The 14911-nt window shown below is 45.9% G+C and carries 16 protein-coding genes; 7 read left to right on the plus strand and 9 right to left on the minus strand.

All coding sequences use genetic code 11. The features are described from left to right. Nucleotides 1-41 precede the first annotated feature (41 nt). Genes PHE37_RS06655 through PHE37_RS06665 form a run of 3 tightly spaced genes read left to right on the plus strand, consistent with a single transcriptional unit; the run spans nucleotide 42 to nucleotide 3781 of the window. The gene (locus PHE37_RS06655) at nucleotides 42-1994 is read left to right on the plus strand and encodes a M3 family metallopeptidase (protein ID WP_299993346.1); all 1953 of its coding nucleotides are present in this window, start codon (nucleotides 42-44) and stop codon (nucleotides 1992-1994) included. Continuing rightward, the gene (locus tag PHE37_RS06660) at nucleotides 1995-3002 is read left to right on the plus strand and encodes an endonuclease/exonuclease/phosphatase family protein (protein ID WP_300008334.1); all 1008 of its coding nucleotides are present in this window, start codon (nucleotides 1995-1997) and stop codon (nucleotides 3000-3002) included. A gap of 23 nt (nucleotides 3003-3025) precedes the next feature. Next, the gene (locus tag PHE37_RS06665) at nucleotides 3026-3781 is read left to right on the plus strand and encodes a CHAD domain-containing protein (RefSeq protein WP_299993349.1); all 756 of its coding nucleotides are present in this window, start codon (nucleotides 3026-3028) and stop codon (nucleotides 3779-3781) included. Here PHE37_RS06665 and ung read toward each other — a convergent pair. The 4 genes from ung to purH all read right to left on the minus strand — a co-directional run bounded on the left by ung (nucleotide 3756) and on the right by purH (nucleotide 7390). After that, nucleotides 3756-4430 (minus strand): uracil-DNA glycosylase, encoded by a 675-nt coding sequence (gene ung / locus PHE37_RS06670; protein WP_299993351.1) that lies wholly within the window; start codon nucleotides 4428-4430, stop codon nucleotides 3756-3758. The genes PHE37_RS06665 and ung overlap by 26 nt on opposite strands. Next, complete coding sequence (locus tag PHE37_RS06675) at nucleotides 4430-4816, minus strand: helix-turn-helix transcriptional regulator (protein ID WP_299993353.1); 387 nt, start codon at nucleotides 4814-4816, stop codon at nucleotides 4430-4432. Before PHE37_RS06675 ends, ung begins: the two co-directional genes overlap by 1 nt. 2 nt (nucleotides 4817-4818) lie before the next feature. Continuing rightward, a complete protein-coding gene (locus PHE37_RS06680; RefSeq protein WP_300008337.1) occupies nucleotides 4819-5706 on the minus strand; it encodes a DnaJ C-terminal domain-containing protein in 888 nt (295 codons plus the stop codon). Nucleotides 5707-5854: 148 nt separating this feature from the next. After that, nucleotides 5855-7390: a bifunctional phosphoribosylaminoimidazolecarboxamide formyltransferase/IMP cyclohydrolase gene (gene purH / locus PHE37_RS06685; RefSeq protein WP_299993355.1), complete on the minus strand. Its 1536-nt coding sequence runs from the start codon at nucleotides 7388-7390 to the stop codon at nucleotides 5855-5857. An 83-nt stretch (nucleotides 7391-7473) separates the two neighbouring features. On the opposite strand from purH, the gene PHE37_RS06690 reads away from it, so the two are divergent. Further along, nucleotides 7474-7968 (plus strand): DNA-deoxyinosine glycosylase, encoded by a 495-nt coding sequence (locus PHE37_RS06690; protein ID WP_299993357.1) that lies wholly within the window; start codon nucleotides 7474-7476, stop codon nucleotides 7966-7968. Here PHE37_RS06690 and PHE37_RS06695 read toward each other — a convergent pair. From PHE37_RS06695 to PHE37_RS06715, 5 genes are read right to left on the minus strand one after another with little or no spacing between them, the layout of a single operon-like run. Continuing rightward, the gene (locus tag PHE37_RS06695) at nucleotides 7957-8757 is read right to left on the minus strand and encodes a serine hydrolase (RefSeq protein WP_299993359.1); all 801 of its coding nucleotides are present in this window, start codon (nucleotides 8755-8757) and stop codon (nucleotides 7957-7959) included. The genes PHE37_RS06690 and PHE37_RS06695 overlap by 12 nt on opposite strands. A 54-nt stretch (nucleotides 8758-8811) precedes the next feature. Continuing rightward, nucleotides 8812-9561, minus strand: a complete 750-nt coding sequence (locus PHE37_RS06700; RefSeq protein WP_299993360.1) for a metal ABC transporter permease — start codon at nucleotides 9559-9561, stop codon at nucleotides 8812-8814. After that, nucleotides 9549-10418, minus strand: coding sequence for a zinc ABC transporter substrate-binding protein (locus tag PHE37_RS06705; RefSeq protein ID WP_299993362.1), 870 nt, complete (start codon nucleotides 10416-10418; stop codon nucleotides 9549-9551). The genes PHE37_RS06700 and PHE37_RS06705 overlap by 13 nt, the downstream gene beginning before the upstream one ends. A 9-nt stretch (nucleotides 10419-10427) precedes the next feature. Then, nucleotides 10428-11720, minus strand: a complete 1293-nt coding sequence (locus tag PHE37_RS06710; protein WP_300008339.1) for a hypothetical protein — start codon at nucleotides 11718-11720, stop codon at nucleotides 10428-10430. A gap of 44 nt (nucleotides 11721-11764) precedes the next feature. Next, on the minus strand, nucleotides 11765-11992 hold the full coding sequence (locus tag PHE37_RS06715) for a hypothetical protein (protein ID WP_299993365.1): 228 nt from the start codon (nucleotides 11990-11992) through the stop codon (nucleotides 11765-11767). A 96-nt stretch (nucleotides 11993-12088) separates the two neighbouring features. Here PHE37_RS06715 and PHE37_RS06720 point away from each other — a divergent pair, with 96 nt between their 5' ends. The 3 genes from PHE37_RS06720 to PHE37_RS06730 are packed head-to-tail and all read left to right on the plus strand — an operon-like array spanning nucleotide 12089 to nucleotide 14911. After that, nucleotides 12089-13207 (plus strand): ABC transporter permease, encoded by a 1119-nt coding sequence (locus PHE37_RS06720; protein ID WP_299993366.1) that lies wholly within the window; start codon nucleotides 12089-12091, stop codon nucleotides 13205-13207. Beyond that, the gene (locus PHE37_RS06725) at nucleotides 13204-13959 is read left to right on the plus strand and encodes an ATP-binding cassette domain-containing protein (RefSeq protein WP_300008341.1); all 756 of its coding nucleotides are present in this window, start codon (nucleotides 13204-13206) and stop codon (nucleotides 13957-13959) included. Before PHE37_RS06720 ends, PHE37_RS06725 begins: the two co-directional genes overlap by 4 nt. Further along, nucleotides 13943-14911: an MlaD family protein gene (locus PHE37_RS06730; RefSeq protein WP_299995239.1), complete on the plus strand. Its 969-nt coding sequence runs from the start codon at nucleotides 13943-13945 to the stop codon at nucleotides 14909-14911. Before PHE37_RS06725 ends, PHE37_RS06730 begins: the two co-directional genes overlap by 17 nt.

Below are 14911 nucleotides of genomic sequence, written 5' to 3' on the forward strand. Positions count from 1 at the left end.
TTGATACACTTTACTACAATAACGCAACTATAGGAGACACAATGCAACCTTTTGCCGATTTTAAACTCGATTTAGAGACTTTTATTCCTGATTTGAATTCCCTGATCGAAATTAACCATAAAACTATTGCCGATTTACTGGCGATCCCGAACAAAACCTATGCCAATTTCGTTCGCCCGTTTGATCTGATGGAAGAAGATATGGAGCTTTTATTTACGCCGTTGTCCCATATCAATGCCGTTAAAAATTCCGAAGAATCTCAAAAAGTCTATGCGGATGCTCTCCCGATTCTCACAGACTATTCCACTTTTATCGGACAAAACCTCGCTATCTATGAAGCGTTTAAAGTGATTAAAGAGAACGAATACGACAGCCTCAACACGGAAGAACGCCGAATTTTAGATCTCAATATTCTCCATTTTGAGCTTGCAGGCGCACATCTGGATGATGCTTCCAAACAACGCCTATCCGAAATTAATCTCCGTAAAAGCACTCTGACAAATGACTTTTCGCAAAATGTTTTGGACGCGACAAACGCCTATGAAAAAATCATCACGGAGGCAGCCGATGTCGAGGGAATTCCCGAAAGTGACTTGGAAAATGCCCGTTTCGACGAAGACGGCGTTACCAAATACCGCTTTACTCTCCAAATGCCCTCGTATATCGCCTATATGACCTACGGACCCAACCGTTCTATCCGCGAAGAACTGTACCGTGCGTACACGACCCGCGCACCTCAAAACGGTGCGATTATCGATGAACTGATGGCGCTTCGCCAGGAAAGTGCACATCTGTTAGGATTCAAAAACTACGCCGAGTATTCTCTCGCCTCCAAAATGGCTCCGAGTACCCAAAGTGTTTTGAACTTTTTAAACTCCCTGGTGGATGCTTCCCGTAAACAGGGGATGCGTGAACTCGAAGAACTGCGTGCCATCGCTCCGGGTATCGATTTGCAAAGCTACGATACTGCCTTCTACGGTGAAATTCTCAAAAAAGCACAATACGACATCGATGAAGAAGAATATCGTCCCTATTTCGAACAACGCAGTGTGATGGAGGGGATGTTTACCTTCTTGAACGAACTGTTCGGTATCCGTTTTGAAAAGGTCGAGTTAAACCTGTGGGATGATAAAGCAACCGCTTATGACGTGTATGAAGAGAATGAACTTGTCGCTCGCGTCTATTTTGACCTCGAAGCCAGAAAAAATAAACGCGGCGGTGCGTGGATGAATAATTTTCAAACCCACCATTGCGATACATCCGGATGTACCCACCTCTCCAGTGCCTTTGTCGTGTGTAATTTCCCTCCCTCTTCCGAAACATCTCCGTCGCTTCTGCGCCATGACGATGTCGTCACCCTCTTTCACGAAATGGGACACACGCTCCACCATCTTTTGAGTAAGGTCAAAGAACACGGCGTTAGCGGCGTCAACGGTGTTGAATGGGATGCGGTCGAGTTTCCCTCACAATTCTTGGAAAATTTTGCGTATGAGCCAAAAGTCCTGAAACTGTTTGCCAAACACCATGAAACCGGTGAAATTCTCAGTGATGAGATGATTGCCAAACTGATTCGGGCCAAAAACTTCCAAAGCGGAATGTTTATGTTGCGGCAGGTCGAATTTTCCCTTTTTGATTTCGAACTTCATTCAAAGCTCTATCAGGGAGAAGAGATCCAAAATCTTTTAAACAGCGTCCGTGAAAAAACCGCTCTTATCCGCCCGCCGGAGTACAACAAATTCCAAAACGGGTTCAGCCACATCTTCAGCGGCGGATACAGCGCCGGATACTACAGTTACAAATGGGCAGAAGTTCTCAGTGCCGATGCCTATTACGCCATAGTCGACGAAGGTGTTTTCGGCTCTGAACTCGCACGCAAGTATAAAGATATCGTACTGGCCAAAGGGGGATCACAAAGTATGCAGGAACTGTTTGTCGAGATGATGGGGCGAGAATGCGAAAGCAAAAATCTCCTCCGTTTGAGCGGAATTGAATAAGTGCGATTTCTATGGCTATTGGCATTATTGATGTCACTGTTAGGAGGGGCCGAAGTGAAAGTAGCAACCTATAACGTCGAAAATCTGTTCGATATGAACAACGACGGTACGGAGTACGAAGAGTACATTCCGAACGGTTCATGGGGATGGGATGAGGCCATGTATCGGACTAAACTCCGTAATACGGCAACCGTCATCAAAGATATAGGAGCCGATATTATCGGTTTGCAGGAAATCGAATCCGAAACCGCACTCAAAGACCTCAAAGCCGAGCTTAACCGTCAAGGATTGTACTATCAATATTATGCATTCGCACGTACTCCGAACTCCGCTGTCAATACAGCCCTTCTCAGCCGTTACCCCATCCAAAGCGCACTCAAACTTCCTATTAGCCGTAATGGAAAATACCGTGATATTTTAGAAGCAAAAATCAACATCAACGGAACGTTTGTCCGTGTATTCGTCAACCACTGGAAATCCAAAAGCGGCCCTGAGAGTGAGCGGATAGCCTGCGCGAAACGCCTCCTTCTACGGCTCAAAGAGCTTCCTGAGAATGAGCCGTACATCCTCATCGGGGATTTTAACTCCCATTATGAAGAGTACAAAACGTTCCTCAGAAGTCGCAAGCACAATGACACCGATGGCATAACGGGAATCAATAACATTCTAAAAACGATTGATGAAAACGGAAATCCCATAACGTATACTTCACTCAAAACCACCAAAGGATCTCTCTATAATCTCTGGTATGAAATTGGCGAAGATCAACGATGGAGTCATCAGTATAAAGGAGAAGTAGAAGGGTTAGACAACATCATCATCTCTCCGGCATTGGCGGATGGTGAGGGGATAGAGTATATACGGGGAAGCTTTGGACGATTCGATGCGCCTTATCTCTTTAACAAAGGCAAAATTTATCGCTGGCAGCAAAGCCGCAATTACCCTAAACATCATTTAGGTGAGGGCTATTCCGATCATCTTCCGATTTATGCAATGTTTAAATTGTAATTTTTTGGGTGTATAATGGTGTCATGAAACCGACACCCTTAACCCAATATCTGTTGTATCAGTTATATCACGGTCGAATCAAGTTCCAGGAATTTCATGCAGACCGGCATCCGGCCAGTCTTCATGCATTTAGAATCGCGATGCGTAAAGTCAGGTCGATTGCTAAATTATTACTGGATGAAACAACGTTTGCTTTCCCTCAATTTTTAAAAGAAGGGATAAAAACGACTAACGATCTCCGGGAGCTTGACGTATTGATCGGATCGCTCGAAAAATACCCAAAAATCCGAAAAGAGCTTCTGCTGATTCGTCCGAAACAGTTTGAAGAGCGTTTAAGCGAACTCTTTTGCGAAGCGCTGTTGCAAAATCTGGACGCTACGTACACTCTTATCTATGAAAGTGATCCTGCAATCTTTCGTGAAATTGCCGTCCAAAAAGTCCTCACCCATTATCAGCATTGCCTTGATGAGCTCAATGCCCTTACGGGGGATGAAAAACCGAAAGATTTGCATAAACTGCGAATCATGTTCAAAGATGCCCGCTACGGATTCGAATTTCTAAACGTCTCGGATCTGCACCCTTCGGCAGAACTGATCGATTATTGCAGAACGATGCAGGAGAGATTGGGACACGTACAGGACTATGTCAATCAGCTCGAATGGCTCACTACATTTGCAGCCGAAAATCCGGCGCTCGATCTCAGCGAACTGATCGCAAAACGGAAGAAAAAACTTAAAAAGCTCAAAGAATCGGCTAAAGACACCACTCGATCGGTTTAATTCCCTGAGCTTTGAGATAATCGTTAGACTGGCTAAACGGTTTTGAACCGAAAAATCCCCTGTACGATGATAGAGGGGAAGGATGCGGAGCTTTGAGAATCAGATGTTTACGCCCATCGATCAAAGAAGCCTTTTTCTCCGCAGGAGCGCCCCAGAGGATAAAGACGATATGCTCTCGCTGTTCACTGAGTGTTCGGATCACCTGATCGGTAAATCGTTCCCAACCGTGATCTTTGTGCGAAAACGGCTCCCCCATGCGGACCGTGAGCAAAGTATTAAGAAGCAGTACCCCCTCATGCGCCCAATGACTCAAATCCCCGCTTTTGGGGTATGGGCATCCGATATCTGTAACCAATTCTTTAAAAATATTTTGCAGAGAGGGAGGAAGCGCAATACCGTGCTGCACCGAAAAGGAAAGCCCGTGTGCCTGTCCTGCTCCATGGTAAGGGTCTTGCCCTAATATAACGACTTTTACGGAATCAAAAGGGGTGGAGTTAAAAGCATTGAAAATATGGCTCCCCTGAGGGAAAATAGTATAGTTTTTTTTCTCTTCGACTAAAAAAGCTTTGAGCTCTTCCATATACGGATGGGCGAACTCAGCTTTTAACGCCTCGCTCCAGCTCTCATGGATAACAGGGCTGATCGCCATTATTTGATTATGTCATCGTCAAAGATGACCATTTCATAAATACTTCGTTTCGTGACCAAAGATTTTTCCGGTGGTACACCGCTGCTAGAGCGCATCCGAGCGATTTCTGCACGCAGTTCCATCATCTCTTGCTCCATCGCTTCCATTTTATCTTTGAGACGGATTACAACATCCACGCCTGCGAGATTTACTCCCACTTCACGGGTTAGTCGGAGAATCATTTTGATTTTTTCAATGTCGCGCTGAGAATACAGACGGATACGTCCGTCCGAGCGCGAAGGGGTAATCAAGTTTTCACGCTCATATTGACGAAGCGTCTGTGGATGAATATCCAAAATCTTTGCAACGATACTAATCATATAAACCGGTTCGTCAAAATGGTGCATGATTACGCTCCTTGTGGTAGGGATTGTTTCATTTGTTCGACCAATGCTGGATCGATTTTATCTAGAGGCGGGAGGACGATATTCGCTTTCAAAAACAGGTCTCCGCGCACATTGGTTTGACGGTTCATAACACCCATCTCTTTGAGACGGAAACGCTGACCGTTTTTCGTGTTTTCGGGAACTTTGAGGGTTACTTCTTTCTCAAGCGTTTGGACACTCACTTTTCCGCCGAAGAGTGCCGCATAGAGGGGGACATTAAACGTCTTGATAAGCGTATCCCCTTCTCTCTCATACTCATTGTTTGGAGAAATATCGATTCGGAGGTACAGATCACCGACCTGATTGCCGGCCCGTTTCCCTTTACCTCGGACACGGAGTTTTTCACCGCTTTTAATCCCTGCAGGAATTTTGATGTCAAAACTCTCCCCTGAGAGGCTGATAGAGTGTTTTCCGCCCAATACCGCAACGGCAAACGGGATAGTGACATTGGCATCGATGTCGAGATTCATCCCGCCGCCAAAACCGCCGCCGCCAAACCCGGCATTTCCGCCGAATCCTCCGAATCCACCACCGCCAAAACCGCCGCCGCCTTGACCGAATATATTGCGTAAAATATCATCCAAGTCAACATTCCCGCCCTGCCCTCGAGCAAAATCATGGAAATCCTGACCGCCGAACATCGAGTCTCCGAACTGATCGTACTTGGCCCGTTTTTCTTTGTCGCTCAAAACTTCATACGCAGCATTAATCTCTTTAAATTTCTCTTCGGCTGCTGGGTCTTTGTTCACGTCAGGATGATACTGACGAGCCAGTTTGCGGTATGCTTTTTTGATCTCGGCTTCACTTGCGCCGGGTGCAATTTCGAGAGTAGTATATAAACTTTTTGACATCTGATAATCCTGTATTTTGCATAGTAATTTATTTGTTGAATATTATAGCACCAAGTTTGAGTCAATGTCAATCAAGGTTAAAAAGAAGAGTTCGTTAAATAGGGAAAGGAGAGAGTTTTAAACTTGCGCCATAGAGGCGCAAAGGTTTTTAGTGTAAGAAGTGACGAATACCCGTAAAATAGAGCGCCATACCGTGTTCATCCGCTGCCGCGATGACTTCCTCATCACGTACCGAACCGCCCGGTTGGATAACGGTTTTAACACCCGCACCCGCCGCCGCGTCGATAGAATCACGGAATGGGAAAAACGCTTCAGACGCCAATGCCGAACCGCTGACATCCAGACCCATCTCTTCAGCTTTTTTGAGGGCACAGCGCGCCGCATCGACACGGGAAGTCATACCCATTCCGACTGCTACCATTGCCGCGTCTTTGACGTAGACGACACAGTTTGATTTGGTGAGTGACGCGACTTTGTACGCGATCTCCGCATCTTTTAGTGCCGCATCACTAGCGACGTGTTTGGTCACCAATTTAGCATTTTTCACTTCATCCGCAGTGACTTTATCCGCATCTTGGAATACAAATCCGCCGTCGATGTGTTTGAAATCGATCGCATCGTTGCTAAGCGTGATACGGTCGCTTCCGTATTCGAATAGTTTAAGACGTTTTTTCGGCTCAAATACCGCGCGTGCTTCGTCGTCGATACGTCCCGCAATAATCACTTCGAGGAACATTTCATTCATTTTCTCCGCCAACGCTTTGGTCACGACACCGTTTACCGCTACAACACCGCCGAATGCCGAAATCGGATCACATTTGAGCGCTTCGGTATACGCATCGAGAAGGTTTTCACGAATCGCAAAACCGCACGGGTTACCGTGTTTGACGATACAGATCGCATTTTCATCTCCGAACGCCGCCGCGATTTTCACCGCACCGCTGATATCGGTCAGGTTATTGAAGCTCGCTTCCCCTTTGAGGGTTTTGAAGTTTTTACTGAAAAAGGTGTCAAACTCATACAAACCGCCCTTTTGGTGCGGGTTTTCGCCGTAACGGGTATCCATCACTTTGTTTCCTACGATGAACTGTTTGTTCCCCATACCGTTGTTAAAACGTTTGTTCATGTAGTTCGCGATCATTGAATCGTACGCCGCCGTATGCTCGTACGCTTTGATCATCAAATCGCGGCGGAATTCCACGGTATTTTCGTTGTTTTGGATGGCATTCAATACCAATGAATAGTCTGACGGATCGGTAAGGATGATGACACTGTCGAAGTTTTTCGCCGCAGAACGGACCATCGCCGGACCGCCGATGTCGATGTTTTCAATGATCTCTTCGAAATCGTCGGTTTTTTCGATCGTCGCTTTGAACGGATAGAGGTTGACACATACCAAATCGATCGCTTCTACGCCGAGTTCTTTCGCTTGATCAAGATGAGACTGTTTGTCGCGTCGGTGCAAGATTCCGCCGTGGATATACGGGTTGAGGGTTTTAACACGCCCTTCGAAACACTCAGGGAATTTGGTCACCTCATCGATCTCGATCGCAGCCACACCTGCGTCTTTGAGCATTTTATAGGTTCCGCCCGTAGAGATGATCTGATAGTCCAAACCGATAAGAGATTTGGCAAACTCAACGATGTTGCTTTTATCGCTGACACTGAGCAATGCACGCTTCATGCAGTTCCTTTGATTGGGTTTCAACCCTGAATTAATGGCGGAATTTTAGCAAAAACTGCTTTAAGGTAAGGTAAAGTTTTAGAATGAACTATTTTGAGCACCCCTTTCCCCCCATCCTTGATGAACAAACCCGTGTTTTGTTTCTTGGAAGTTTCCCCAGTATCGCGTCGTTCGAACAAGCTTTTTATTACGCCCATCCGCGCAACGCATTTTGGCCGATCCTCGAAGAGATTTTTGATGTGCGTTTGGAAACCAATGAGGCTAAAAAAACATTCTGTTTGGAAAAAGGGATTGGGTTATGGGACGTCATCGGGAGTTGCGAGCGGAGTAATTCGAGCGATACGAATCTTAAAAACTGTATTCCAAATGATTTTGAAAAACTGTTACGTGACTATCCGAATATCCGTGCGCTCGGATTTACGGGAAAAAAAAGTCATGATCTGTTTGTAAAATATTTTAAAGATTTGGAGATTGAGAGGGTATTGCTTCCCTCTACTTCACCAGCCCATGCAGCGATGAGCAAAGGGAAAAAAGAAAAGATTTATAAAGAGTTTATAGACAAGTTTTTAACTGTTTAATACCTGCTCAAAAATACTTTTTGCCGTTTTCCAGCGGTCTTCTTTAGAATGCATCATAACGATCACGCAATCTTTCCCGTCTTTTTTTGCCCGTGCGATCAAACACGCTCCGGCTTTCGAAGTGTACCCCGTTTTAATCCCTACCGCATATTCGTACCGGTTTAGCAATCGGTTGTGGGTATAGGCCCAAAATTTCTTATGGTTGTTTTGCGAATAGTAGGTGTAGTTATTGAGTTTGCTGATCTCGTTGAATTTTCGATTTTTAATCGCATACTCGGTCAATTTTAAAAGATCATTTGGTGTCGAGTAGTGATCTTTTTCATCATATCCGCACGGATTTTCAAAATGGGTATGATTCATACCGATGCGCTTAGCCTGTGCATTCATCATATTAACAAAATGTTCTTCATCCCCGCCGACTGCAATCGCAATCGCTTTTGCCGCGTCATTGTCCGACTGGATCATCGCCGCTTTCACCAAATCGCTCAGTACGATCTGATCACCCCGCTTATACCCCGCTATTGTCGGTTCAACCTTGGTCATTTCCCGCGTGATTGTGACGACATGATTCATTTTTCCGCTGTTGATCGCAAGCAATGCGGTCATTACTTTGGTCAAACTGGCCGGTTTGAGATTTTTGTCACCCTCTTTCGAATACAAAATATGTTTGGTTTTTAAATCTTTTACCACCATTGCATCAATCTTCAAATTATCCAGTTGATGTTTATCGATGGCGCCAAAAAGACTAATGGATACTGCAGCACAAAGCCCCAAAATTTTTATAATCATTATTTTTCCTTCACATTCTATTTCCGCTTTAAGCAAAGGACGTGCCAATTTCGCCTATAAACGGCGCTTTTCAAGCCATAAAACACTTACCAATGTTATCAATGTCCCGACAAAAACGATGCTATAGCCTGTCGGCCAATCGTAATGATACGAGAGCACCAATGCCAAGGAGACAAAAAACCATCCATATCCCCATCCAAATAATATCGGCTTTATTCGCATTTGTAGTAATGCAACCAATGCAGGAGCGATGAGGAGCGTAAAAACGACCAGTACGCCTGCCAGCGGAACCGAAGTAGTGACCATCACCGAAAGGAGGGCAAAGAAAAAAAGCTCTTTCAAAAATCCGCTGAGTTTTGGGTAGATGACATAATAGAGCAATGCAATCACACTGTAGATTCCTGCCGCCTTTAATATTTCATCATTCATGACGAACAAAATATCATTCGCCATCAAACGTTTGAAAAGCTCATCGCCCTCACTGCCGGCACTTAGAACGATCATGACCGAAGAAGCTCCCAGTGCATACAATAAACCGATAAACGCCTCGATATGGCGACTGTTTTGGGTAGCATAAGCGATGAGCATAGCACCCGAGAGAGCAAAACCCAAACTCAGCGGGACTTGATATTTCCCTTCGAAAAAAGCACTGCTGAGCGCAATCCCTACCGCAGCGATTTGCCCGACGGCAAGGTCGGTGAAAATAACCCCTCTGCGAATGATCTCCAAACCGAAAATCGTATGGATTCCTACCAGAATAAAGGCCAGTATCAAAACCGGCCATAAGATCTCTAACGCAGACACGTTTGTGTCACCAAGGTATCAAACCATTTATCCAAAGAGCCATTCCCGACATCATGAGCCAAAATGACTGCCCTTGCACCCGATTTTTCGGCAATAAACTGCGCAGTTTTCGGCTCATGATAATCATCCTGAGTGATCAACGGGATCTTTTCACTGCGAATTTGAGTGATCACTTCCATGGTGTGTTTGGAACTCGGCGAAATGCCCGGTAACGGTTCGATGGTTGCTGCAGTACGGATACCGTAACGGTTAAAAAAATAGTTGAAAAGTTCGTGATACTGAACGACTTGCGTATTGCGGCACGGAGCCATGGCGGCATCCCATTGCGCCAGTTTGTCCGACCAATGTTTTACAAACGCGTCGTAATTGGCATGATAGACGTTTTTATTGGCCGGATCCATAGCAGAAAGCTTGAGCATAATCACTTTTGCCAATGTCGGCATGATATGCGGATCGAGTGCGTAATGAGGATTTCCCTCGGCATGGACATCGCCCTGTGCACGAGATAACGATACAGGCTTATCGATCATTTTGACGTATCTGGAAAGATCCAAATACCCCTGTGAACCTTGGACGATTTTAGCATTGTTGGCTTGTGCCAAAAGCGGCGGAATCCATCCAATCTCCAAACCGCCTCCGTTGAGGATCAACAAATCGCTTGAGCGCAATATTCCGATGTATGAAGGACGAGGTGTCACGAAATGGGGATCCGACGAAGCAGAGGCGATAACGCTCACTTCAGCCTTGTCTCCGGCAATAGTTTTAGTCAGTTCCCCGATATACGGGTACGCCGCAGCGACATGAACCGATGCGAAGATCGGCAGGGAGCACAACAGTGCAAGAGCTATTTTTTTCATAGGTATTCCTTAAAATGCGTGAGCGCCGTGAGCGCCGAGTTCTAATGTGTAGTTGAGCATCACTTCATGAATCGTTTTTGCCTGATCGTCGATATATTTCGAATGATCTTGATTGTATTGGAGGCGAAAACGGGAAAACTCAAACGGTTTGTATTCGAGTTTGACACTGGTACGGTGCAGATGATCAATACTGGTTAGAGAATCGCCGGTACGGTTTTGATAGATATCATCGTAACGGAGCCCCATTGCCCAGTTCTCATCGATTTTGTAGAGGAGTTCGGAGTAATATCCCGATTGTCTCTGCGTTAATGTTTCGACATCTTTATCCCGTTGCATCCATTCATTCTGCCAAATCAACTGTCCGTAGTTTTCAAAGGGGTATTCAAGCGTCAAATCGGCTCCGTAGACACGTGTTTGACCGTAATTGGTAAAACTGTTTGGTATCGGGTCGCCTAATCCATCGAGATTTTGAACTTCCGATTTGCCCTGAGCGTAGCTGAGTCCTGCCAAGAGGGTTGCATCTGCAACGTCGGTACTGGTTTTCAGATATCCTACGGCCGTAGAAGCCGATTCTTTGGCACTGAACCCTTGATACGGGTTTCCGTTAAAGAGCTCAAATCCCGCCATCAGATACAGCGACGTCGGTGCTACCCATTGCAGCTGGGCTCCCGCACCGCCGAGACCGTCCGGACCGAATAAGGCATTGTTAATGAGTTCCTGATCTTCAAAGTTCCATGCATGGTGATGCTTTTCATTGACCCGTCCGAAAGCACTTTTAAATTTCCCCGCTTTGAAGCGCAAACCGTAATCGAGTGCACGGGTCACAAAATAGGCCTCTTCGATTTCAATTCCGCCGTCTCCGCGGATGTGAAAAATCGCGCTTGCATCCAGATAGGGATCGACCGTCGAACTCATTGCCACTTCAGCGTAGTTGAAGTTGAAACCGTCTTTCGCATTAAACGGTATCTCCATATTGCCTGCTTCGACGAATCCGGGAATAGCGGCAGCTGCGTATGTGTCATTGCCGACATTGCGTGACGTATATCCGCCGTTAAGAATCAATGCGATATCCGGAAGCAGTGTCGTCACCGATGCTGTCGATGTTTTTTCCATCGATTCGAGCGATTCTTCCGCTACAGCTGTTTCTTTCGGAGTTTGAGCTTCCAAAGCCGCAATATGCTGCTGCATTTGCTCCAATTGTTTCTGCAGCTGCGCCATTTGTTGTTTTAACTGCTCCACTTCAGTATTACCGGCAAACAATGCACCGGTGCATACTAGGGAGAGTACGATTTTTTTAACCATAGTTTCTCCGATAATAAATAATAATGATTTAGATGTACAAAAGGTTAGAGAGAAGGGGGTGCACGAGGATTAAAACAGGTATTCGGACGCGCTAGTACACGTGTAAAATCGGGGTGAAGAACGACGTCGAATTGGGGAGTATTAAAAAGGATCGGCTCAGAAATAGGGGCATCCGCACCGCTCATAAGATTGTACGCATAACATTTGACACAATTGTCATGTTCGTTTAAATCGTGGTGGACGTGAGTATTGGCAATACTCATTGATGCCATAAACCACAATAGTAAAATTAAGCGCAAACGAATCTTTTTCATAATCGCGATTATAACCAATATTCCACAATCAATTTCGTTTCGTTATAATAGGTCATGCAAAATTCAACACCTGCAGGAATCGAGATTGTCGATGACGTTTCCCATACCCTATTGCAATGCAGTGGTGTCTGGACTTTGCCTCATATAAGCCGTATCGCTTATAAGTTAGAGGCTTTTCATCCGAAGTCATCCGTGATTTGGGATGTGTCCAAAATTGATGAAATCGACTCGGCAGGGATCGCGCTGTGGCAGCTCTATACCCGTGCATATGAACAAGATGGGATAGAATCCAAACTTGTCGGTGCCAAACAAGACCAAGAACAGCTCTATAAACTTCTCTATTCTAAATCCCATGAACCGCTCTCCCCTCCGAAAGTGCCCTCTTGGCTTTTTGTTTTGGGACGCGAAACGCATAACAGCATACTCGGAATCGGAAAATTTTTAGCTTTTTTGGGAGAAGCGTTTGTCCTTTTGTTCTATACACTTCTCCACCCGACTCAAATCCGTTACCGCTCCATTATGGCCCATATTTTTGCTACCGGAGCTACTGCCCTTCCGATTATTGCGCTCAGCGCTTTTTTGATCGGGGTAGTTGTGGCCTACCAAAGTATCGTACAGCTGCAGAAATTCGGGGCCGATATTTTTATCGTCGACATGATCGGTATCTCACTGACGCGTGAACTTGCCCCGCTCATAACTGCAATCGTAGTAGCAGGACGCAGCGGTTCGGCGTTTACGGCTCAAATCGGTGCGATGAAAATGACTCAAGAGATCGATGCAATGAAAACGATGGGGTTTGACACCTTTACGTTTCTCGTATGGCCGCGTGTTTTTGCCTTGATGATCGTCATGCCTTTGCTGATCTTCTTTGCCGATCTCATCGGTATATTCGGTGGAATGGTCATCGCACAGGCGCAATCGCATTTGAGTTTTAGCGAATTTATACACCGTCTTCAGGGAGCCTTGCCAATCAAACATTACATCATCGGTATCGTCAAAGGGCCATTCTTTGCTTTTTTAATCGCGATGGTCAGTACCTACCGAGGATTCCAAGTCTCCATGAATACCGAAAGCATCGGTTTATACACAACAAAGAGCGTTGTCAACTCAATTTTTCTGGTCATTGCCTGTGACGCGATCTTCTCCGTTCTTCTCACGGAGTTGAAATTATGAAACGGATCATGGTCGAAGCACGCGATATCGTCACCGCATTCGGTGATACAATCATCCATGATCATATCAACTGCACCGTATATGAAAATGAAATTTATGCCCTTTTAGGGGGAAGCGGGTCTGGGAAATCGACCCTTCTGCGTGAAATGATTCTCCTGCAGCGCCCTCAAAGCGGTTCCCTGAAGGTATTGGGATTTAATTTGGAGACGATTACCCCTCTCGAAGCACAGAGTCTTCGACGTCAATGGGGAGTATTATTTCAGTCAGGTGCCTTGTACTCTTCGCTCAGTGTCGGTGAAAATATTGCCATGCTCTACCATGAAAACACCGATCTTCCTCCCAAACTGATTGATGAGCTCATAGCTCTAAAAATCGACCTTGTCGGACTTCCGGCACATGCACGCTATCTGTATCCTGGAGAACTCAGCGGAGGGATGGTGAAGCGTGCAGCACTCGCACGTGCTCTGGCACTCGATCCGAAACTGCTCTTTTTGGATGAGCCGACTTCCGGTCTCGATCCGCTGAGCTCACGGCAATTTGATGCCCTGATTTGTCAATTACGTGACCTGCTTGGGCTTACTGTAGTCATGGTGACACATGATTTGGATACTATACACCATAGCATTGATCGGTTTGCGTTGCTGGGTGATAAAAAGGTGGTCGCAGAAGGGACTTTGGATGAAGTGCTCCAAATCGACCATCCCGTCGTCAATTATTTCTTCCAAAAGGGGTCATATGGAATCGAGAGTTAATTACACCGTCGTAGGGGTTTTTGTCTTGATTTTAGCATCAGCGCTTATTGCCTTTGCCTTTTGGCTCGGTAAGTACAATCAAGATGATGGGAACTATCATCGCTATCGCGTCTATATCAAAGAGTCGGTTTCAGGACTAGCACCTGAAGCGGCAGTCAAATTTCACGGGGTCGATGTCGGAATGGTCGAATCGATCAAAATCAATCCGAGAAACAGTGAAGAGGTCGAACTCACCCTAAAAATCAAAAAAGAGACACCGATTAAGACCGATTCCAGTGCCGTTCTCAAATTTTACGGTATCACAGGGCTGGCATTTATCGAAATTGTCGGCGGAAGCAAAGATGCCCCTCTGCTCACCACCGGTGCCAATGCCATCGCCACTATTCCTACCTCCCCTTCACTGATCACTCGCCTTGATGAGTCGCTCAGCAAAGTCGCCGCTAAGCTCTCCGTTACGCTGGATCACGCCGATCAGCTTTTCAGTGATCAAAATGTTCAGAACGTGGCTCAAACATTGGATCACCTTCGCTCACTTACGGCACAAATCGATGCATATCAGGTACAGGTAAAACAACTTTTGGCACAAAGTCTTGTGCTGGAAACCAATGCCACCGAATCTATGGCATCCATGAAAGAAGCAGCAGTCAGTGTCAAAACCTCATCCGGAAACTTTAATACACTTATGCAGACCAAAATGAGCACTACCCTAGAATCGCTCAATGCGACCTCAGATGAGAGCCATGCCCTGATTCGAAAGCTGGAGGCGTCACTTGATCGCGGTGATTACGATGTCCGTGCCATTGTCACCCCGGCATCCTCAGAACTGAGTGACCTGATTGACCAAACCCGCAGTCTCACCAACGAAATGGAATTGACATTGCGTAATCTACGCGAAAGCCCTTCCGACCTGTTGTTTAAAAAATCCACCCCAAAACCCGGACCCGGAGAATAA

This window comes from Sulfuricurvum sp., from assembly GCF_028681615.1.
Lineage (GTDB): Bacteria > Campylobacterota > Campylobacteria > Campylobacterales > Sulfurimonadaceae > Sulfuricurvum.